18 protein-coding genes and 2 pseudogenes are annotated in these 19,823 nt (G+C 60.4%); 18 read left to right on the forward strand and 2 right to left on the reverse strand.

What is annotated here, in order from left to right; all coding sequences use genetic code 11:
• Positions 1 to 1,079 precede the first annotated feature (1,079 nt).
• Positions 1,080 to 1,622, forward strand: coding sequence for a hypothetical protein (locus BI327_RS16950; RefSeq protein ID WP_076861777.1), 543 nt, complete (start codon positions 1,080 to 1,082; stop codon positions 1,620 to 1,622).
• A 190-nt stretch (positions 1,623 to 1,812) separates the two neighbouring features.
• On the opposite strand, the pseudogene BI327_RS43180 reads toward BI327_RS16950, so the two are convergent.
• A pseudogene (locus BI327_RS43180) lies at positions 1,813 to 2,056 on the reverse strand (DUF736 family protein); the annotation flags it as partial.
• A 398-nt stretch (positions 2,057 to 2,454) separates the two neighbouring features.
• On the opposite strand from BI327_RS43180, the gene BI327_RS16965 reads away from it, so the two are divergent.
• From BI327_RS16965 to BI327_RS16995, 6 genes and pseudogenes are all read left to right on the forward strand, one after another.
• Complete coding sequence (locus BI327_RS16965; RefSeq protein WP_066503735.1) at positions 2,455 to 2,775, forward strand: DUF736 domain-containing protein; 321 nt, start codon at positions 2,455 to 2,457, stop codon at positions 2,773 to 2,775.
• 974 nt (positions 2,776 to 3,749) lie between these two features.
• A complete protein-coding gene (locus BI327_RS16975) occupies positions 3,750 to 4,028 on the forward strand; it encodes a helix-turn-helix transcriptional regulator (RefSeq protein WP_076861784.1) in 279 nt (92 codons plus the stop codon).
• 3 nt (positions 4,029 to 4,031) lie between these two features.
• Positions 4,032 to 4,454, forward strand: a pseudogene (locus tag BI327_RS16980) (replication initiator protein A); the annotation flags it as partial.
• Positions 4,455 to 4,914: 460 nt separating this feature from the next.
• The gene (locus BI327_RS16985) at positions 4,915 to 5,379 is read left to right on the forward strand and encodes a DUF2840 domain-containing protein (RefSeq protein ID WP_076861788.1); all 465 of its coding nucleotides are present in this window, start codon (positions 4,915 to 4,917) and stop codon (positions 5,377 to 5,379) included.
• A complete protein-coding gene (locus tag BI327_RS16990) occupies positions 5,376 to 5,888 on the forward strand; it encodes a S26 family signal peptidase (protein WP_083742103.1) in 513 nt (170 codons plus the stop codon). Before BI327_RS16985 ends, BI327_RS16990 begins: the two co-directional genes overlap by 4 nt.
• Positions 5,885 to 6,778 (forward strand): lytic transglycosylase domain-containing protein, encoded by an 894-nt coding sequence (locus BI327_RS16995; protein ID WP_083742104.1) that lies wholly within the window; start codon positions 5,885 to 5,887, stop codon positions 6,776 to 6,778. The genes BI327_RS16990 and BI327_RS16995 overlap by 4 nt, the downstream gene beginning before the upstream one ends.
• A gap of 172 nt (positions 6,779 to 6,950) precedes the next feature.
• Here the strand turns inward: BI327_RS16995 and BI327_RS17000 are convergent, their stop codons facing one another.
• On the reverse strand, positions 6,951 to 7,169 hold the full coding sequence (locus BI327_RS17000) for a hypothetical protein (RefSeq protein ID WP_076861792.1): 219 nt from the start codon (positions 7,167 to 7,169) through the stop codon (positions 6,951 to 6,953).
• Between the two features lie 381 nt (positions 7,170 to 7,550).
• Here BI327_RS17000 and BI327_RS17005 point away from each other — a divergent pair, with 381 nt between their 5' ends.
• From BI327_RS17005 to trbL, 11 genes are all read left to right on the forward strand, one after another.
• The gene (locus BI327_RS17005) at positions 7,551 to 9,314 is read left to right on the forward strand and encodes a relaxase/mobilization nuclease domain-containing protein (RefSeq protein ID WP_076862190.1); all 1,764 of its coding nucleotides are present in this window, start codon (positions 7,551 to 7,553) and stop codon (positions 9,312 to 9,314) included.
• 35 nt (positions 9,315 to 9,349) lie between these two features.
• Positions 9,350 to 11,335 (forward strand): conjugal transfer protein TraG, encoded by a 1,986-nt coding sequence (locus BI327_RS17010; protein WP_076861794.1) that lies wholly within the window; start codon positions 9,350 to 9,352, stop codon positions 11,333 to 11,335.
• Positions 11,336 to 11,341: 6 nt separating this feature from the next.
• Positions 11,342 to 11,767 carry a CopG family transcriptional regulator gene (locus tag BI327_RS17015; protein WP_076861796.1) on the forward strand — a complete coding sequence of 142 codons (426 nt, stop codon included), beginning with the start codon at positions 11,342 to 11,344 and terminating at the stop codon, positions 11,765 to 11,767.
• A gap of 135 nt (positions 11,768 to 11,902) precedes the next feature.
• Positions 11,903 to 13,228: an MFS transporter gene (locus tag BI327_RS17020; protein ID WP_076861798.1), complete on the forward strand. Its 1,326-nt coding sequence runs from the start codon at positions 11,903 to 11,905 to the stop codon at positions 13,226 to 13,228.
• Between the two features lie 226 nt (positions 13,229 to 13,454).
• Entirely contained in the window at positions 13,455 to 14,369 is a 915-nt protein-coding gene (gene trbB / locus BI327_RS17025) for a P-type conjugative transfer ATPase TrbB (RefSeq protein WP_174683050.1), read from the forward strand.
• Position 14,370: 1 nt separating this feature from the next.
• Positions 14,371 to 14,697, forward strand: coding sequence for a TrbC/VirB2 family protein (locus tag BI327_RS17030; RefSeq protein ID WP_076861800.1), 327 nt, complete (start codon positions 14,371 to 14,373; stop codon positions 14,695 to 14,697).
• Complete coding sequence (locus BI327_RS17035; RefSeq protein WP_076861802.1) at positions 14,697 to 14,960, forward strand: VirB3 family type IV secretion system protein; 264 nt, start codon at positions 14,697 to 14,699, stop codon at positions 14,958 to 14,960. Before BI327_RS17030 ends, BI327_RS17035 begins: the two co-directional genes overlap by 1 nt.
• A 10-nt stretch (positions 14,961 to 14,970) precedes the next feature.
• Positions 14,971 to 17,412 (forward strand): conjugal transfer protein TrbE, encoded by a 2,442-nt coding sequence (trbE, locus tag BI327_RS17040; protein WP_076861805.1) that lies wholly within the window; start codon positions 14,971 to 14,973, stop codon positions 17,410 to 17,412.
• Entirely contained in the window at positions 17,409 to 18,137 is a 729-nt protein-coding gene (gene trbJ / locus BI327_RS17045) for a P-type conjugative transfer protein TrbJ (RefSeq protein WP_076861808.1), read from the forward strand. Before trbE ends, trbJ begins: the two co-directional genes overlap by 4 nt.
• Positions 18,137 to 18,508, forward strand: a complete 372-nt coding sequence (gene trbK-alt / locus BI327_RS17050; RefSeq protein ID WP_076861810.1) for a putative entry exclusion protein TrbK-alt — start codon at positions 18,137 to 18,139, stop codon at positions 18,506 to 18,508. The genes trbJ and trbK-alt overlap by 1 nt, the downstream gene beginning before the upstream one ends.
• Positions 18,505 to 19,740, forward strand: coding sequence for a P-type conjugative transfer protein TrbL (gene trbL / locus BI327_RS17055; RefSeq protein WP_076861812.1), 1,236 nt, complete (start codon positions 18,505 to 18,507; stop codon positions 19,738 to 19,740). The genes trbK-alt and trbL overlap by 4 nt, the downstream gene beginning before the upstream one ends.
• Positions 19,741 to 19,823: the final 83 nt, after the last annotated feature.

Raw genomic sequence — 19,823 nt, forward strand, 5'->3', positions numbered from 1 at the left:
GGTCCCGCTGGCGTTGATCCTTCTCGGTGAGCGCTACGCGACAGCCTCGGGACGCGACGAGCAAACGCTCTGCTTTCTGCGATCAATCCATCGAGTAATTGCTTGAGCAAGCCGAGATTTGTCATCTGTTGCCTGCTCAGTGGGCGGCGGCAGTCAGGGTGAGCACTCAACTACAACGAGGGATTGCCGCGATTGGAGCGGGGAGGACGCAGCCCTCGTCGGCGTGCTTCGACCAGGCTGGGCCATTCCAATCCAGTACACATAGCTGTGGTGGCCTGGTGCACCGCTCGCGGTCGTTCTTTCCCAGACGATACCGCACATTGCGGCAAATTGTTTCTCTTTCTGCGCCGAACCTTCCCAGCTCTTGTGCGGCTCAACCGAGATTCGCCAAGTTCTCTCTCGAGATTTGGTCCTGTCCTGGTTAGGACACTCGCCACGGGAAATTTAGGACAGTAAGTTCTGATGGTCTCTCGCACGGCCTCGCCCAGACCACCGCAGCATTTTGTACGTCCAGTTCGGACCTCCCATGTGGTCACGACGGAGGGACACTAGGTGGCTTGCGGGACCATTTTTTCACTAAGGAACGTTCGACCAAGTTTCAGATTAACCTTCGGTTTAGATGTCGCAGCAATCCCTTCCCGCAAACGGTTGATTCGGTTGTTGACCTGTGGAAAACAAATGTCAGGTTGAACCGGATCGGCTCAAGCCACACTCAATTTGAGGATCAAAAATCTAGATTTGGGTTGACTATGTGGTAAAAAAACCACATTTCCTGTCGAAAGCGGCCCGGAAAGCCGACAAGTGCAATGAAATTTCAACCAGCGGTGATACACCACCCCAGCCACTAGGGGACCAAGGCGATGTCAGAGACAAAAGGAAATCAAGGGAAAACCGCCGAGTATCTCGACCAGTTTGAGAGCTCTCCGTATTCTTATCCGGCAAACGACCGGCAGGTCGTTGCTGGCACCTCCAAGAAAAAGGGTTCTTGGCGTCCCGGTAACTAACTTTTAGTTGCAATTTGTCCGGCAAAGGCGCAGCAGGGCTGCGCCTTTTTCTTTAGAGAATCCAACAGGGACAGCATGGCTATTACGGGGGATTTCTTCGAGCGCATTCAGGACAAAGCGACCTTTCTGGAGGAAGTACACTCAGACTTCTACGCTCGGTCCGAAGAGATGGGCGCACATCCTCACTGGAACAAAGCGAAAGCTCTGGACGCATATTTCCAGTGGAAACAGGACCTCGAACGGATCCAACTGGTAGAAAAGAATGTCAAAACGCCAGATCACATTAAGTGCGCGGCGCACTTAATCTATTGGCTGCGGCGATACTCTCCCGTGAATGACTTCGCTTTTGACGGGCCGACGGACGAAGCTCGCGAATTTCTTATGAAGTACGGGCGCGAATACCTCGCTTTTGATCTCGGATATCGGGCCGCGCAGTTCTATGAGTGCAAGATATTCGAGCGCAACTTACCCGAGGAAATGTCGTTCTCTCTTGATTCGAAGCTCGCGGGTGTTCGTCGAAATGACTTCATTAATTGTGTAACGCATGTTTTAAAGCTCAAGATGGTGTCGCCCCATGCGCTCACCATTGTATTGAAGGCTGTTTTCTTGCGTCCCTGAGCACGATCACGGTACGGGGATCAGCCAGGAGGTTGCCTTCGAGGCTGATGGATACGTCGCTACACCAGTGTCCTTCTTCTGGTAGATCGACGGCGTATGGGGCTCCCGCCGTCTCGAGCTTTTCCACCGCGGTTATAGGCAGCGGTATCACGACAATGGCGACTGGCCGATAGAGCCACGCAGTTGACCGCTACTGTCGTTTTTCATGGATGGCGGCCCGCTGGAGTCGGCCGGGGTGGCGGGGCAATCGCTCCAACCCATTCTCGCGGCTGCCACGCGCGAGAGAGAATCCTTCGTCGTCCAACAGGTTGGCGTAGATCGGTACATTAAACGAGGATTGCCGCAATTTGAGCAGGGAGGGGGCGGCCCTCATCGGCATGCTTCGACCAGGCTGCGCCGATCTCGGCCCGGCCCACGCAAATGTGGTGGCGTGGTACGCCGCTCTCGATCGTTCTTTCCTGGACGATACCGCCCTTTGCGGCAAATTGTTTCTCTTTCTGCGCCAAACCGTTCCGACCTCTTGTGCAGCTCAACCGAGATTCGCCAAGTCTTCTCCCGAGATTGCGGTTCAGCACGCGGACGCACGTGGCCTCTTTGATGGCTTGATCTGGCCGAAGACCGGCTTCGCCTCGATCGTCTGAGCCGCAACGCCGTTGATGCGACTTTCTTCCCCTGGGCTACGCCCATTCCTCGCGAGGCAAGAAAGTCGCAACAACGGCGTCCTCCGCTTCGCTCCGGCCCGCAAGCGGGTGCGTCGCCGATCGTCCTCGGCCTTTAGATCGCCATCGAGGCCGCGGTGGTCGCGGGCTCGAAACACAACAGGAGAAGTGACATGGCTAACATCGGTTCTTTCAAGAAGGTGGGCAACGATTTCCAGGGCGAGATCGTCACCCTGAGCCTGCAAGCCAAGGGCGTACGCATCGTCGCCGAGAGCAACCGCTCCAACGACAACGCTCCCAGCCACCGTATCTACGTGGGCCGAGCCGAGATCGGCGCAGCCTGGTCGAAGCGCTCCGAAGAGGGCCGCGATTACCTCTCGCTCAAGCTCGATGACCCCTCGTTCAACGCACCGATCTACGCCAACCTGTTCGACGACGAAGGCGGCGAGGGCTACACGCTCCTCTGGTCGCGCCCGCGCAAGAACGGCGAGTAGATCGCTGCACTACACCCCGCCCGGTCCGCCGGGCGGGGCCTCTCATTCTTCCGCACAGCGAAGCCGTCGCCGCCGGATCGAGCGATTCGCATCCACGATTCGACAGGCCCCCGAGGCCTTCGCTTGCCGCTTGTTGTGGGCGGGAGAGTAAGCAGATCGGCTGCCTCAACACGCGCGATACGCGCCAGCGCATCGACAACGTCGATACCCGCCGCGTGGACGCTTCGCTCGAGTGCACTGCTATAGGTGCGGCCAATTTTCCGCTCGGTGAGCTAATTCTTTCTGCGACCGAGGGGGCTGCCGCAGCGCCTGAGTTTCTGGCGGCGTCGTTCCGGTCGCGGCAGTCGCCTCAGCTGTTTCTTGCAAGTCAGGGTCTCCGCCACAACTCGATGTTGCAGCTGGCCAGTTCTGTCGCTCGCCCGATGGCTGGCATGTCGTGCTCAGCATCGGTTGGGTGGAACACCGCATCTGGTCCGATGAGTCGCCGTTGGTCATGCACGTCATACGCAGCCGAATTGCTGTTTGATGGCCGTTTCGACGCTCGCCATGCAGCACGCTGGCTGCGCCGCGATGATCGAACGCGCGCCAGGTCCCGCCTTTCATCCAATTATCCAAATAGCGGCGCGAACGCCTGAGCGCCGCTATCCGGGTGCCCACTGCAGTTTGCCGGTGGCAGCTATCGCATCGTCGCCGAAGCGCTGTTCGCCCAGAAGCGCATTCCCGATCGCGCCTGGAAGACGCACGATCTGCGCAAATCGAACGATCCGACTAGGACAGAGCGGCCTCGCGTTGATTGCGGGCGCTATCGCAAGCCACTGCGGCCCAAGCGCAAGGGCGACTAGCTCCTCCGTGGGGGGTATCGGAAAATCATCCCGGCATCTTCGGCATCCCCCCAAGCGCTTCTACTACGCGATTGTGACCGTCGACGCGCGGCGACCCTCGCTTGCACCCAAGACGATCACAGAGCTTTTCAAATGCCCGACCGTAGCGCGGATCAGCCGCAGCGATACCTGCGCACACCCGAAGCAGCGCGCTTCCTGAGCTTGTCCGGCCGCACGCTGGAGAAACACCGAACGTACGGCACCGGTCCGGAATATCATAAGATTGGCGGGCGCGTAGTCTACTCAGTAGCTGACCTGACAGCATGGGCCAAACAGGGCAAGAAGAAATCGACCTCGGACCCGGGAGTCGGAACTGTGCTGCCCGCAAAGCGGCATGCGCCTATTCCCTATGCGGGCAAAGAGCGGCGCTAAGCCATGTCCGCAAACAAATCCTCAGCGCACCACCGCCGCCCCGAGCGCGAGCAGTTTGACCTGTTTTGTGCACTTCCTGGAGATCTCGCGCTGCGCGATGCTCAGGATCTCATGGCCTATCCATTCGTTTCGCTCGCGAAAACGAAGCGGGTTGTGCCAATCGATTTCCGTTCCGCTGCAATCTCAATTCGTGCCGAAGCCAGGCCGGAACGCAGCATGGCGGGCATTTTGGGTGGGGACGTTCTGATCTGGGCGGCGTCCCAGATCGTCGAATCCGGTGACGCCGTATCGAAGATGTCGCGCCTGATGGCTGCGACGGCTTACGAGATTCTAGCGTTTGTCGGGCGCGTCACCAGCGTGGGTGACTATGACGGGCTGAATGCGGCTCTTAACAGGCTGCAGTCAACGACAGTGCAGACCTCGATCATCCTCTCGCCGCTCAAGCATCTTGCATGCGACGTACCACAAACGGTCCAGTCGCCAGACTTTGGCCGGCTATCAGTCAAACTCACGTGCGAACTGGGACCCAACCGAGGCATGAGCGTCGCATTAGCGCCTCTTGATCGCTTAACGGCACGCCTGCGTTGGCGCGGTCTCATTCCACATTCGGAGGACAATCTGTGAATCAGCTCGTGCTATCGGGGACCGCAACCCCCGGGCTATCGGGGAGCCGATCCTCGTGCTATCGGGGACCGAAATCGGGCCTAAACGGTTGCTTCTTGGCGTTTGCCTGCCACCGCAACATTATTGATCAGCAGATCACAAGCCGCATTGGAGGTGACTGCCAAAGGCAGGCCGGCTGTCCTGCTTGCCCGCAGAAGCCACACACGCTCTTTACCGAACTCCGAGCTCACGGCTTCCTGTCTCAGCCTCAGGGAGCGGCGGCATGAGCGACCTCACCGAAGTGGAAGTGTTGTGGCTCGAGAAGCGTATCGAAAACCGCATTCGGTTCGGTCGCATCGTCGAGGAACGGAAGATTGATCGCCACCGGCGTGTCCTGTCATTTGCACCCGGCAGTATTTTTGCTTTCGTTCGCTGGACATCCAACGACTTTGGAACTGTCATTTCGCGGATTGACATTTTGCGCGCGGCTGCACCGGGGCAGCGCTGCTCGACTGTGCCGTATGTAAAGCCCGGCGGAGAGATTTTGCTGCGACTCTCCGGCTGGTCGAAGGTCGAACGAGTGTTGCAGATGGCCGATGCTATTGAGGCGCTCGGCATCAATCCCGCTGATGTCGCGCCTGATCATTGGCATCACGTTCATAACCGTCTGTCCGTCAACGAAAACCCGCGTTTCTACACGAAAGCGCGCCATCAGGCTTGGCTCCGTCGTCAGAGAGTGATGCGATGATAGGTCGCCTGAAGACGCTGACTGCAACGTTTGGGGCTGTTGCTGCGCTCGTCGCGACAATCGCCATGGAACCGCTTCCACTCTACGTTTGGAATGCATCGACGAGCGTGCCAATCGGTCTCTATCGCTTACGACCGGCGAAGGGCTTCCATGTCACCGAGCTGGTCGCCGTTCGGCCGCCGGAGCCGCTCGCAACCTTCCTCGATCTTAACGGATATCTGCCCATTGGCATCCCCATGCTCAAGCGCGTGCTGGCGCTGCCAGGGCAGAGCGTCTGCAGAATTGGGCTCACGATTTCGGTCGATAAAATTGCAGTCGGCGAGGCGCGCGATAGCGACCGGCGCGGCCGCCCGCTGCCGAAATGGCAGGGCTGCCACGTCGTCGGCGATGGCGTGCTCTTTCTCATGAACTGGCAGTCGGACGATTCCCTTGACGGGCGGTATTTTGGATTTCTTCCGGTATCGGCCGTGATCGGTCGTGCTCTCCCAGTGTGGACATGGGAGGAATGATCGTGCGTGTTCCACGTGTCTACCCCGCCATTCCTCTGTTCGATCGATTGCGGGACCATTCCTCCGTCCCGGCCGATATTTGCAAGGCTGGCGCGCGCAGCGGCGATCCAGGGCGGCCGAATGGCCGGCGCGAAGCAGCTTTACCCTGGACCGGCGTGAGCACGACAGCATGCTCAGCTCGGTCGGACGTGCGTGTTTGGGCTGTCGTGCCACTGCTGCTTATTCTGACCGCGTCGCATAGTGTTGCTTTGGCCGAGAACGGACCGGCGGCTCGAGCGGTCCATCAAGCGCAAATCCCGTTCGCCGCTTTTATGGAAGAGGCGTCACGACGCTTTGCAATCCCGGTGGACTGGATCAGGTTTGTGCTGGACAGCGAAAGTTCTGGGCAAGTGCGCGCCAGATCGCCCAAAGGCGCGATGGGCCTTATGCAAGTCATGCCCACGACTTGGGCCGAACTGCGCCTGCGCTATGACCTAGGCAACGATCCGTTCGATCCGCGCGACAACATTCTGGCAGGCACGGCATATCTGCGTGAATTGCTCAGTCGCTATGGCTCGCCTGGCGTGTTTGCCGCGTACAACGCGGGACCAACTCGCTACGAAGAGTTTCTCACGGGCCATTCCCTGCCTGATGAGACGCGAGCCTACCTGATCAAGCTTGCAAGCCGGCTGGGCATCGAACTACCTCCGACGTGGATCGCCGACCGGCAGTCGTCGGCAGCGGCAATGTTGTTCATTGCACGATCTGATCTCATGCATAGGGGCGATCGGCCAGCGTTCGTACCTTCGAGCGACACAAGGACTGCATTCCCGTCGCGGGATATTTTGCAGATGGGCCCCAAGTCCACCGGGGTGTTTGTCGCCCGATCAGGTTCGGGAGCATCGCGATGATCAGGCGCAGGTCAGCAAGCGGTGGTGAGCTTCAAGGAACGATTGGCGAAACGGCAAGACCAGTGCGCAAACACGACGTATGTGTCCGAGGCCTGCACATGAGGTCGGATCTCGACAAGCCTGATGCCCTCGCGCTGGGCATATGCTGGCAATACGCCTACCGCACGAGCTCCTATTCCGTGCGGGGAACACCTTTGGGAGCTTTCGCGATCACTGCTTCGGCACGTTCGATCGCGGCACTGAACTCTGCGCTCTTCCACGTATCGACGGAATGGCCGTCATCGAACGACTCATCGGAAGCTTCCCGCGCCCGTGCGACCAACTCACGAAGCGCGGCAAAGGCTTCCGAGAGCAGTTTGGCATCCGCTCCGTTTCGGGAAGATTGCGTCACCTCTCTATCTCCATCACATCGCGATTATGGACCGTCAGGCAGTTTCGTTACAATAGATCACCGTCGCTATTGCGCCGGGTTTGATCTTCTGCGCTTCGCAAACCTCTGCTCAGGCGGCGGCAGCACCGGGTTCTGCGCATGTTCAGTTCCACGGCAGCAGTTCGTCAATTCGGCTTACGGGATGCCGGAAAGGCGGAAAGCGAGCACGACAGGCCGACGGCGAGATAAAAGGGGCTCGCCGGTCGAACCGCAAGCCATTGACATGACTTGGGTTCTACCGTGCCGGTCGGTCGGGGCGCGTGCCGCGCCTTGCATTTTGACGAATGCAATCAAAGGCTTTTTCGGCACGGCGTGCGCTCTTGAATGCTGGGAAGTCCGGTCATGACCGCAGGCGACAGCGATCTGCATGTTCGGCCCGGGCGCATCCGCAGCACGCGCGCGCCGAAGCAAAAGAGCTTCATCAACCAGGTGTTGCGCGCAGCGAAGAAAGCCGGACACACCTCGGGACAGGCCGCGGCTGGCAGGCGTTCTGCGGCCTATGGGCGCTCGACGTTTGGCCGCGGCCGGCTCGCCTTTAGTCGCTGCCGGTTGTTCAGCCCGACAAGGCGCGTCGTGGTGAAAGCGCGCGTTGTTCGCCACAAAGGGCGAGCCTTCCGCTCTGCGCCACTGACCGCCCATCTATCATATTTGAAGCGCGATGGCGTGACTCGAAGCGGCGGGAGGGCCGAGATGTTCGATGCCAGCAGCGACCGTGCTGACGGCGCGACGTTCGCGGAACGCTGCAAGGACGACCGCCACCATTTCCGGTTCATTGTCTCGCCCGAAGACGCTGGCGACATGACCGATCTCAAGGCCTTCACCCGCGACCTTGCTAAGCAGATGGAGACCGATATCGGCACGCGGCTGGATTGGGTGGCCGTCGATCACTGGAACACGGACAACCCTCACGTCCATCTTCTCGTTCGGGGCGTAGATGAGGAAGGAGCCGATCTGGTGATCTCCCGCGACTACATAAGCCGGGGTCTACGTTCGCGCGCCGAGGAACTTGCCGCCATTGAACTAGGTCCGAAACCGGAGCATGAAATCCGCATTTCGCTGGAGAAGGAAGTCACGGCAGAGCGATGGACGCGGCTCGATCAGGAGATACGACTGGCAGCCGACGAAACCGGCTATATCGATCTGCGTCCTGAGAAGCCCGGCAGGTCCGATCCCGAGATCCGCCGCCTGATGGTCGGCCGCCTTCAGCATCTGGAGAAGACCGGCCTCGCTGCACCCGCGGCACCAGGGGAATGGACGGTCGGGCTTGAGGCTGAGCGTAGTCTGCGCGACCTCGGTATGCGCGGCGACATCATCAAGACGATGCACCGCGCCTTTACCGAGCGTGGGGAACCGCGCGGTGTTGCCGACTTCGTCATCGAAAGTGGACAGCCGACGTCCCAGATCATCGGACGGTTGGTCGATCGGGGATTGCATGACGAACTGACTGGCGAGGCCTTCGTCCTGATCGACGGAACGGATGGACGTGCACACCACGTCCGCTTCCGTGGAATCGAGGCCTTCGAATATGCACCACCGACCGGTGGTATCGTCGAAGTCCGGCGCTTCGGTCCTGCCAGTGATCCGCGCCCCACCTTGGTCCTCGCGACCCGTTCCGATCTCGATCTTGCTGAGCAGGTCGCCGCGAAAGGCGCGACCTGGCTCGACCACCGCCTGGTCGAACGCGAGCCCATGCCGCTCGCCATGGGTGGTTTCGGCCGCGAAACCCGCGACGCCATGGAAGCCCGCACCGAGCGTCTGATTCAGGAGGGGCTGGCGCGGCGGCAGGGCCAGCGCATCTTCTTGCAGCGTGACCTGCTGAACACGCTCCGCCGACGCGAACTGGACGAGTTGGCAGCAAAAGTCTCGGCCGACACCGGCCTGCCTCATATGAAGGCTGCTTCCGGAGAGCATGTATCGGGCGTCTATCGCCAACGCATCACAGTCGCCTCGGGTCGCTTCGCCATGGTCGATAACGGACTTGGCTTTCAGCTCGTGCCTTGGTCTCGCGAACTTGAAAAGCGGCTGGGCAAGCACGTCACCGGCGTCGTGAAGGACGGCGGCGGCATCGAATGGGGTTTTGGTCGGAAACGCGACCTCGGCCTCTAGCTATCTCACCATTTCAGCTCGGAAAGGCGTTCGGGATGTCCGGAACCAAAATCCTTTGGGGACAGGTGATCGTGGTCGGCCTGATCGTTTTGCTCGCAATCTGGGGAGCAACCGAGTGGACGGCTTGGCGGCTCGCATACCAACCGGAGCTCGGGCGGCCCTGGTTCGAGCTATCAGGCTTCAAAGTCTATTACCCGCCCATCTTCTTCTGGTGGTGGTTCGTCTACGATGCCTATGCACCACAGGTCTTTGTCGAGGGTGCCTTCATGGCAGCCTCGGGAACCTTCGTTTCGATTGCGGTTGCGATCGGCATGTCGGTTTGGCGAGCGCGCGAAGCCAAGAACGTCGAGACCTATGGTTCGGCGCGCTGGGCCGATGTGCGCGAGGTGAAAGCGGCGGGACTTCTCGGTCCGGATGGCGTGGTGCTGGGCAAGCTCGACCGCGACTACCTTCGTCATGATGGACCAGAACACGTGTTGTGTTTTGCGCCCACCCGGTCGGGTAAAGGTGTCGGCCTTGTCGTTCCATCGTTGCTGGCTTGGCCCGGCTCGGCCATCGTCCACGACATCAAGGGCGAGAACTGGCAGCTGACCGCGGGCTTTCGTTCGCGGCACGGCCGTGTCCTGTTGTTCGATCCCACCAACCCAAAATCCTCGGCCTACAACCCGCTGCTCGAGGTCCGGCGCGGCGAGTGGGAAGTTCGTGACGTGCAGAACGTGGCTGACGTCCTGGTCGACCCCGAAGGATCCCTCGATAAGCGCAACCATTGGGAAAAGACCAGCCATTCGCTGCTGGTCGGCGCCATCCTCCACGTCCTCTATGCTGAGGCGGACAAGACTTTGGCAGGTGTGGCCGCCTTTCTGTCCGACCCGAAGCGGCCGATTGAGGCGACGTTGAAGGCGATGATGACCACGCCGCACCTTGGTGAGCAGGGGTCTCACCCCGTGGTCGCCTCGACTGCGCGCGAACTCCTCAATAAATCCGAGAACGAACGCTCAGGGGTCCTATCCACGGCGATGTCGTTCCTCGGGCTTTACCGAGATCCGGTCGTGGCTCAGGTGACCCGCCGTTGCGACTGGCGAATCGCCGACCTGATTACGGATGCCAGCCCGACGACGCTTTACCTCGTAGTGCCGCCCTCCGATATCTCACGGACCAAACCATTGATCCGCCTGGTGCTGAACCAGATTGGCCGTCGCCTGACCGAGGACCTGCATGCCCACGACCGCCGGCATCGCATCCTGATGATGCTTGATGAGTTCCCGGCGCTGGGGCGACTTGATTTCTTCGAGTCTGCACTCGCCTTCATGGCGGGGTATGGCATCAAGAGTTTCTTGATCGCGCAATCGCTCAATCAGATCGAGAAGGCCTACGGGCCCAATAACGCGATCCTCGACAACTGCCACGTGCGCGTCAGCTTCGCAACCAATGACGAGCGGACCGCCAAGCGGGTGTCCGACGCGCTCGGCACGGCGACTGAGATGCGGGCGATGAAGAATTATGCTGGGCACAGATTGAACCCCTGGCTGGGGCACCTCATGGTCTCGCGGCAGGAGACGGCGAGGCCGCTCTTGACGCCTGGCGAGGTCATGCAGCTTCCGTCGATGGACGAGATCGTCATGGTGGCGGGCGCGCCGCCGATCCGGGCAAGGAAGGTCCGCTATTATGAGGATCGGCGGTTTACTGAGCGTGTCTTGCCGCCACCCGATCCGCCGGCATCCGGGCGATCATCGCGAACGGACGGATGGTCAACGCTCGAAAAGCTGGAGCCGGCGCCGCTTCCAGGTGACAGGGGGAAAGGAGAGGAAGACACCGCGAATAGCGGTCTCCGTCGCGAGCCCGAACTCCCCGATCACGTCGCGATCGTCAAGGAGACAACCGAACCGACGCCGGCAGAAGAATTTGCCCTCGTTCTTGACGATAACGAAGATGCGGTTCGTCAGTCCCGGCTCATACGCCAACAGATGCCTGGTGTCGCGCGTCAGGTCGCCATGGATCCGAATGACGGTATGGAGCTCTGAGGCAATATGCGCGATCGGATGAACGTATATTTTCCGCCAGAGCTTCTGAAACAGATCTCGGATCTGGCGGACCGCAAGAACCTTTCCAGGTCTTCGATCGTGGAAGCGGCTGTCGCCTCATTTCTGTCGCCGGACGGAGCGGATAGGCGGGAGGCAGCGTTCACTCGGCGTCTGGACCGGCTGTCACGTCAGATGCAGAGGCTGGAGCGTGACGTTGGTTTGACGGCCGAGACCTTGGCCCTCTTCATTCGCTTCTGGTTGACGGTCACGCCACCGTTACCCAACGACGCGCAGACAGCCGCGCAGCTTAAGGGCAGGGAACGTTTTGAAGGATTCGTCGAGGCGCTCGGCCGCCGGCTGCAAAAAGGGCAGAGCTTCCTGCGTGAGATTCCAGAAGAGATCGTCCGTCAGGAACCAGTCGGCGAAAGCTGACTGAGGCCCTCGGCACCTTATCGCGCCGGCCCCTCCTTTTTCTACGCCAGCCTACGACCGCAGCAATTTAGCCGAGCCTACAAAAAGCTGGACGCGCTATCGGCCCGAATGAGCTGAGAGCAAAAAGGGGCCAGCATGCAAATCTCAATAGCATGGCGTCGAACTGCGCGCGTTTTTCTGCCTTTTGCTGCTGGATACTATCTTTCGTACCTGTTTCGAACAATCAACGCTTTGATCGCCGACCACCTCAGCTCGGATACCGGGCTTGGGACTGCTGATCTCGGGTTGCTAACGTCAGTTCATTTCCTCATTTTCGCGGTGGCTCAGATCCCCATCGGCATATTGTTGGACCGCTTTGGTCCGCGTCGCGTCCAGAGTACTCTGCTCTTGCTCGCCGCGATGGGGGCCGGACTTTTCGCGGTATCGACAGGTTTCCTGTCACTTTTGATTGCGCGTGCAATGATCGGGCTCGGTGTGGCGGCGTCGCTCGCAGCAGGGCTGAAGTCTATCGTTCTTTGGTTTCCCAGAGAACGAGTTGCCTTGCTTAACGGCTACATGATCATGCTGGGATCGCTCGGAGCGGTGACCGCTACGGCTCCTGTCGAACACCTACTCGCTTGGATGGGTTGGCGGCAGCTCTTTGAGATCCTGGCGGCCGCTACCGGTGCGACGGCCATCCTCATCTATGTCGTGGTTCCTGAACGAGGCATTGTCCCATCGACAGCGTCAAGTCCAATCACCCTTAGCTCCGTTTTCGCCGATAGGCGTTTCTGGCGTATCGCTCCGTTGTCGGCGACCTGCATTGGATCGGCCTGGTTCCTGCAGGGGTTATGGGCATCGCCGTGGCTGTCAGACGTAGAGGGGCTCGATCGCGCAAACCTCGTCAGACAGCTCTTCCTAATATCGATAGGACTTTGTGGCGGTGCCTGGTTGTTCGGTACGACGGTCCATCATATCAAACGAAGAGAAATCGGGGCGGAGACGATTTTAGCGATGGTTGCGGTGCTGTTTATCGCAGCCGAGTTGGCCTTGATCCTGCGAGTGCCTCTGCCGTCCATCTTGCCCTGGTCCATTGTCGCAATTGTCGGAACGGCAACCGTGGTCAGCTTTGCGGTGATAGCGGATTACTTTCCGCTAGAGTTTGCCGGTCGTGCCAACGGCGCCTTGAACGTTCTGCATTTCGGTTGGGCATTTCTCGCACAGTACGCAACGGGCCTTATCCTGGAGCAATGGTTCACGATCGATGGACATAGGCCCATCATCGCCTATCAAGTCGCGTTCGGTCTCAACGTGGCAGTGCAGGTCGTGGCATTAGTCTGGTTCGCGCTTCCCTGGATCAGATGCTCCGCTTCGTGGATGAGACCGTTCCTGCCGGCTAACATTTCGGATGCCGCCGAGCCGGTTGGTTTGTATGAGAGCTCAGTCGTACTAATTCCTGCGGATGACGATGGGGAGTGGTGAGCAGCGACTCACGGCGAGCAATCCGATCGCGTAGGTCTCAAATTTTAGTTCGGAGACTTTCTTTTTCTACGCCAGTCTACGATCACCGAAAGCGCTTGTTGCACCAAGTCCATTGGTGCCTTTGTAGTTATCCCATCTGAGGGGGCTCTGTGGACGCCCTCGCGCGGTGGGGGCGGCGGTGGCAATCCATTCCTTTCAATCGGAAGCGAATTCGCGCGGTGCGAGAATGCTGCGTAGCGCACTTGGCGCGGCGATTGCCGGCTACCTCGAAGATGAATCGATTATCGAGGTCATGCTCAATCCGGATGGGCGGCTGTGGATTGACCGGTTGTCGAATGGCCTGATCGATACCGGCGAAACTCTATCCGCAGCGGACGGCGAGCGCATTGTTCGTCTGGTGGCACACCACGTCGGTGCCGAGGTGCATGCCGGCGCGCCACGGGTTTCGGCCGAACTGCCTGGCACCGGCGAGCGCTTCGAGGGTCTGTTGCCTCCGGTCGTTGCTGCACCGGCTTTTGCTATCCGCAAGCCTGCGGTCGCGGTGTTTACGCTCGACGATTACGTCGCCAAGGAGATCATGACCTCGGAGCAGGCCAGGATTCTCAAGAGCGCGGTCGCCGCGCGCAAGAACATCCTCGTCGCCGGCGGGACATCGACGGGCAAGACAACGTTGACAAATGCGCTCTTGGCCGAGGTGGCAAAGACGTCGGATCGGGTCGTGCTGATCGAAGATACTCGAGAACTCCAGTGCAAAGCGCCAAATCTCGTGGCTTTGCGGACCAAAGATGGTGTCGCCACACTATCAGATCTCGTTCGGTCCTCGCTGCGGCTGCGCCCGGATCGTATCCCGATCGGCGAGGTCCGCGGTGCCGAGGCACTCGATCTGCTCAAGGCCTGGGGCACCGGGCACCCCGGCGGCATCGGCACGATTCATGCGGGCAGCGCGCTCGGTGCACTGCGCCGGCTCGAGCAACTCATCCAGGAAGCGGTCATCACGGTTCCGCGCGCCCTCATAGCCGAGACTATCAATCTCGTCGTCGTCCTTGCGGGTCGCGGTGCCGATCGCCGCGTCGCCGAGCTCGCCGTCGTCTCAGGTCTTGGGGCCGCTGGCGACTACAGCCTTTCATCAGCAGGAGACTGACATGCGTCAGAAATTTCGATTTCTTCGGGATGCGGCCTCGCTTACCGCATCCGGCACGGTTCTTTTGGCGACGGCACCGGCATGGGCGGCTGGCTCGAACATGCCGTGGGAGCAGCCGCTCAATCAGATCTTGCAATCGGTAGAAGGCCCGGTCGCCAAGATCATCGCCGTCATCATCATCGTTGTGACCGGGCTGACGCTCGCGTTCGGGGATTCGTCGGGCGGCTTCCGCAGACTGATCCAGATCGTGTTCGGTCTGTCGATTGCGTTCGCCGCCTCGAGCTTCTTCCTGTCGTTCTTCTCCTTCGGCGGCGGCGTGGTGATCTGATGGATGAACCGGTCGTCGGCTTCGTCGTGCCTGTTCACCGTGCTCTGACCGAACCAATCCTCATGGGTGGAGCACCGCGGTCGGTCGCGATTGTCAACGGCACGCTTGCAGCGGCCCTTGGGCTTGGATTGCGGCTCTGGATCGCGGGCCTCGTCCTCTGGTTCCTCGGCCACATGGCCGCTGTCTGGGCCGCCAAGCGCGATTCCGCCTTTGTCGATGTGGTCCGCCGACACCTGCGCATTCCTGGTCATCTCAACGCCTGAGCCCTCGGTCATGATGAATCTCGCTGAATATCGCCATTCCAACTCCCGGCTCGCCGACTTCCTGCCTTGGGCAGCCCTCGTCGACGAGGGAATCGTCTTAAACAAGGACGGCTCGTTCCAGCGGACAGCTAAATTCCGGGGACCTGACCTCGACAGCGCAGTGCCGGCCGAACTTGTCGCCGTCGCCGGCCGTTTGAACAACGCTTTGCGGCGGCTGGGATCAGGCTGGGCGGTATTCGTTGAAGCACAGCGTCACTTTGCGGGCGCTTACCCACCGAACACCTTTCCGGATGTCGCGTCAGCGCTGGTCGATGCCGAACGCAAAGCTCAGTTTGAAGAAGCGGGCGTCCACTACGAGTCCAGCTATTTCCTGACCTTCCTCTATCTACCGCCTGAGGAAGGGGCCGCAAGGGCAGAACGATTGCTCTATGAGGGGCGCGATCGCGCCATTGGAGCCGACGCTCGCGAGCCGCTTCGTGGATTTATCGATCAGACCAATCGCGTGCTGCAGCTCGTTGAAGGGTTCATGCCCGAATGCGTCTGGCTCGATGATCAGGACACGCTGACTTACCTGCACTCAACGATTTCGACCAAGCGTCATCGCGTTCGAGTACCGGAAATTCCCATGTACATCGATGCGCTGTTGGCCGATCAACCGCTGACCGGCGGGCTCGAGCCGATGTTGGGGTCGGCCAACGTCCGGGTTCTGACGATCGTCGGCTTTCCGGGCGCGACGACGCCGGGGATTCTGGACGACCTGAATCGCCTCGCATTCTCGTATCGCTGGTCGACTCGCGCGATCATGCTCGACAAGACTGATGCCACGAAGCTGCTGACCAAGATTCGCCGCCAGTGGTTCGCCAAGAGAAAGTCCATCGGCGCCATTCTCAAGGAGGTCATGACCAACGAGGCGTCCACGCTGCTTGATACCGACGCCCACAACAAGGCGCTGGACGCCGATGCGGCGTTGCAGGAACTCGGTTCGGATCAGATTGGGCAAGCCTTCGTCACAGCTACCATCACCGTGTGGGACTGCAATCCCCTTGCGGCAGATGAAAAGCTCCGCCTGGTCGAAAAGGTCATTCAGGGGCGCGACTTTACCTGCATGATCGAGTCGGTGAACGCAGTCGAGGCCTGGCTTGGCAGTCTACCCGGCCATGTCTACGCCAATGTGCGGCAGCCGCCGATTTCGACCCTCAACCTCGCCCATATGATTCCGATGTCAGCCGTATGGGCCGGCGAGACGAGGGATTTGCACTTCAAGGGGCCGCCCCTCCTGTTCGGCAAGACCGAGGGATCGACCCCGTTCCGATTCTCCCTCCACGTCGGTGATGTCGGGCATACTCTCGTGGTGGGGCCGACGGGGGCTGGCAAGTCCGTGTTGCTGGCACTGATGGCGCTGCAGTTCCGCCGCTACCCGAATGCTCAGGTCTTTGCGTTCGATTTCGGTGGTTCGATCCGGGCGGCCGCGCTCGCGATGGGCGGCGACTGGCATGATCTCGGCGGCGCATCGCCGGACGGAGACGCCCAACCGGTTGCGTTGCAGCCGCTGGCCTGGATCGACGATCCTTCCGAGCGTGGGTGGGCCACGGAGTGGATCGGCGCGATCCTTGCGCGGGAAAAAATCGAGATCACGCCGGAGGTCAAGGATCATCTGTGGTCGGCTCTGACGTCGCTCGCCTCGGCACCGATGCAGGAGCGCACCCTGACGGGCCTGTCGGTCCTGCTGCAATCGAATTCCCTCAAACGTGCCCTGCAACCCTATTGCCTGGGTGGCTCCTCCGGGCGCCTGCTTGATGCCGAAATCGAACGGTTGGGCGAGGCCTCGGTCCAGGCGTTTGAGACTGAAGGATTGATTGGGACGAGCGCAGCGCCTGCCGTGCTCGCGTATCTCTTCCATCGTATCGGGGACCGCCTCGATGGCCGGCCGACCCTCCTGATTGTCGATGAAGGTTGGCTTGCGCTCGACGACGAAGATTTTTCCGGCCAACTCCGCGAATGGTTGAAGACGCTGCGGAAGAAGAACGCATCCGTCATTTTCGCCACCCAGTCGCTTTCGGACATCGATGGCTCCGCGATCGCGCCAGCGATCATCGAAAGCTGTCCGACGCGCCTCTTGCTTCCGAACGAACGGGCGATCGAGCCGCAGATCACCGCCATTTACCGCCGCTTCGGCCTCAATGACCGCCAGATCGAGCTTCTGAGCCGGGCAACGCCGAAGCGCGACTACTACTGTCAATCGCGTCGCGGCAACCGGATGTTCGAACTTGGCCTTGGAGAGATTGCGCTCGCATTCACCGCCGCCTCTTCCAAGACAGACCAGGCTGCGATCGCGCAACTCCTCGCCGAACGCGGGCCTGACGGCTTCGTGCCGGCCTGGCTTCAGCACCGTGGCGTCGCCTGGGCCTCCGACCTGATCCCCAATCTCGTCAACCTGGAGAAATCGTTATGAGGCGTCTTCGCCTATTGGCGGCCGCTGGCACCATTGCGCTGGTGCTTGGCGTCGCGGTGCCCGCACGGGCGCTCATCGTCTTTGATCCCAGCAACTATGTTCAGAATGTCCTGACCGCCGCGCGGGAGCTCCAGCAGATCAACAACCAGATCACCTCGTTGCAGAACGAGGCGCAGATGTTGATCAACCAGGCAAGGAATCTGGCAAACCTGCCGTATTCGTCGCTGCAGCAATTGCAATCTTCGATCCAGCGCACTCAGCAATTGTTGGCCCAGGCCCAGCGGATCGCCTACGACGTTCAGCAGATCGATCGCGCGTTCTCGACAAGCTACGCGCCGGTCACCGGAAGCCAGTCCAGCCAATTGCTGATCACAAACGCTCAATCGCGATGGCAAAATACTTATGCGGCAACGCAAGACGCGCTCCGGGTTCAGGCCGGCATCGTCGGCAACCTCGACACCAATCGCATCCAAACGTCCGCGCTCGTAACCTCAAGCCAAGGGGCCAGCGGTGCCTTGCAGGCAACGCAGGCAGGCAATCAGATTCTCGCGCTGAACGCGCAGCAGCTCGCCGACCTCACCGCAGTCATGACCGCACAGGGCAGGGCGCAGAGTCTTGAAGCAGCGCAGCGCGCCGCGGCCCAAGACCAGGGCCGAGAACAGCTCCGACGGTTTCTGACGCCGGGCCAGGGCTATCAATCCCAAGACGTGCGGATGTTCCACTAATGACCGACGTAAACGCATTTAAGGCGTTGTCGCTGCTTGCGACGATCGGCGTATTGGTTGTCGCCGCTTGCACGATTCAGCTTCGTGGTGGCGACAATTCTCCGCCGATACCGGAGACAGCGCAGACGACAGTTGCAACCAGTTCCGACCTCTTACGCTGCCGCGGTGTCACCTCCGAGGAAACGGCGGTTTACCGGTATTGTAAGCAGGTTTGGGATGAAAACCGGCGTCGCTTCCTTGGTAAGACAGACAGTGCTGCAGTTCCTGGCCGCGATGATTCCGCCGCGAGCTTAGCACCCGCCTCAAAGGATCAGAGCCGGATCCTGCAAGGATATCCGCCCGTGGCAACACCTGAGGCGAGCAAGCCATGACTGGTACCGGGATTATCGACCAGTTCCTGGAAACGTTTACGCGCTATATCGATAACGGCTTCGGGCTTCTCGGTAGCGATGTCGGATATCTCGCGACGACACTTGCCGCAATCGACATTACGCTCGCCGCGTTGTTCTGGAGTTGGGGAACGGACGAGGACATTATCGCGCGCCTCGTCAAGAAGACGCTTTTCGTCGGCGTCTTTGCCTACCTCATCGGCAATTGGAACAGCCTCGCACGTATCGTCTTCGAAAGCTTTGCCGGTCTTGGGCTGAAAGCGTCCGGCTCGAGCTTATCAGCGTCGGATTTCCTGCGACCAGGGAAGATCGCTCAAGTCGGCCTCGACGCCGGCCGACCGTTGCTCGATTCGATCTCGAACCTGATGGGTTACATCAGTTTCTTCGAGAATTTCGTCCAGATCGTCGTTCTCCTGTTCGCCTGGGTCGTGGTGCTGCTCGCCTTCTTCATTCTGGCGGTCCAGCTCTTCGTGACCCTGATCGAGTTCAAGCTGACGACGCTAGCGGGCTTCGTGCTGATTCCTTTCGGCTTGTTTGGCAAGACCGCGTTCGCGGCAGAGCGGGTTTTGGGCAATGTCATGTCATCTGGAATCAAGGTCTTGGTCCTGGCCGTCATCCTCGGTGTTGGATCGACCCTGTTCTCTCAGTTCACCTCTGGCTTTGCTGGCGGCCAGCCAACCATCGAAGACGCGATGACGCTGGTCCTTGCGGCGCTCTCCTTGCTCGGCCTTGGTATCTTCGGTCCGGGAATCGCAAACGGCCTGGTCTCTGGCGGACCGCAGCTCGGTGCCGGTGCCGCGGCCGGAACGGGACTTGCCGCTGGTGGTGTCGTTGCCGCCGCTGCAGGCCTCGCCGTCGGCGGTGCTGGTCTCGCTGGCGGTGCGATTGCTGGCGCCGCACGCGGTGGCGGTGCCGTCTTGAGTGGAGCATCCGCCGTCTATCGAAGCGGCGGCCTTGCTGGCCTCGCGGAGGCAGGCGCTTCGGCGGAAATGAGCCCGTTGCGTCGCGCAGCGGCTACGCTCGGGGGCGGTGTGCACGCGGGCGAGAAAGCCGAAAGCACTTCGGCAGAAGGGAAAGCGCAGCCCGATTGGGCGCGTCGCATGAAAAGTGCCCATACCATTCGGCATAGTGCGTCGACAGCCGGCCGCGCGGTCCGCTCCGGCGACCACGCTGGCAGCGGCTCCTCCGTCGACTTGTCCGAAGGAGAGCGCTGACGCGGGGCATGCACCTTACCACAGACCGCGGGCCGATGCCTCAAACCCGGACACCGCGCGACGCGAACCATTCACTTGATCTC

It is taken from the genome of Bradyrhizobium mercantei (assembly GCF_001982635.1).
Taxonomy (GTDB): Bacteria; Pseudomonadota; Alphaproteobacteria; order Rhizobiales; family Xanthobacteraceae; genus Bradyrhizobium; species Bradyrhizobium mercantei.

Excerpts from the sequence above, each read along its gene's own strand:
- BI327_RS16950 (WP_076861777.1), top strand. The coding sequence starts at position 1,080 with ATGGCTATTACGGGGGATTTCTTCGAGCGCATTCAGGACAAAGCGACC.
- BI327_RS16965 (WP_066503735.1), top strand. The coding sequence starts at position 2,455 with ATGGCTAACATCGGTTCTTTCAAGAAGGTGGGCAACGATTTCCAGGGC.
- BI327_RS16975 (WP_076861784.1), top strand. The coding sequence starts at position 3,750 with ATGCCCGACCGTAGCGCGGATCAGCCGCAGCGATACCTGCGCACACCC.
- BI327_RS16985 (WP_076861788.1), top strand. The coding sequence starts at position 4,915 with ATGAGCGACCTCACCGAAGTGGAAGTGTTGTGGCTCGAGAAGCGTATC.
- BI327_RS16990 (WP_083742103.1), top strand. The coding sequence starts at position 5,376 with ATGATAGGTCGCCTGAAGACGCTGACTGCAACGTTTGGGGCTGTTGCT.
- BI327_RS16995 (WP_083742104.1), top strand. The coding sequence starts at position 5,885 with ATGATCGTGCGTGTTCCACGTGTCTACCCCGCCATTCCTCTGTTCGAT.
- BI327_RS17005 (WP_076862190.1), top strand. The coding sequence starts at position 7,551 with ATGACCGCAGGCGACAGCGATCTGCATGTTCGGCCCGGGCGCATCCGC.
- BI327_RS17010 (WP_076861794.1), top strand. The coding sequence starts at position 9,350 with ATGTCCGGAACCAAAATCCTTTGGGGACAGGTGATCGTGGTCGGCCTG.
- BI327_RS17015 (WP_076861796.1), top strand. The coding sequence starts at position 11,342 with ATGCGCGATCGGATGAACGTATATTTTCCGCCAGAGCTTCTGAAACAG.
- BI327_RS17020 (WP_076861798.1), top strand. The coding sequence starts at position 11,903 with ATGCAAATCTCAATAGCATGGCGTCGAACTGCGCGCGTTTTTCTGCCT.
- trbB (WP_174683050.1), top strand. The coding sequence starts at position 13,455 with ATGCTGCGTAGCGCACTTGGCGCGGCGATTGCCGGCTACCTCGAAGAT.
- BI327_RS17030 (WP_076861800.1), top strand. The coding sequence starts at position 14,371 with ATGCGTCAGAAATTTCGATTTCTTCGGGATGCGGCCTCGCTTACCGCA.
- BI327_RS17035 (WP_076861802.1), top strand. The coding sequence starts at position 14,697 with ATGGATGAACCGGTCGTCGGCTTCGTCGTGCCTGTTCACCGTGCTCTG.
- trbE (WP_076861805.1), top strand. The coding sequence starts at position 14,971 with ATGATGAATCTCGCTGAATATCGCCATTCCAACTCCCGGCTCGCCGAC.
- trbJ (WP_076861808.1), top strand. The coding sequence starts at position 17,409 with ATGAGGCGTCTTCGCCTATTGGCGGCCGCTGGCACCATTGCGCTGGTG.
- trbK-alt (WP_076861810.1), top strand. The coding sequence starts at position 18,137 with ATGACCGACGTAAACGCATTTAAGGCGTTGTCGCTGCTTGCGACGATC.
- trbL (WP_076861812.1), top strand. The coding sequence starts at position 18,505 with ATGACTGGTACCGGGATTATCGACCAGTTCCTGGAAACGTTTACGCGC.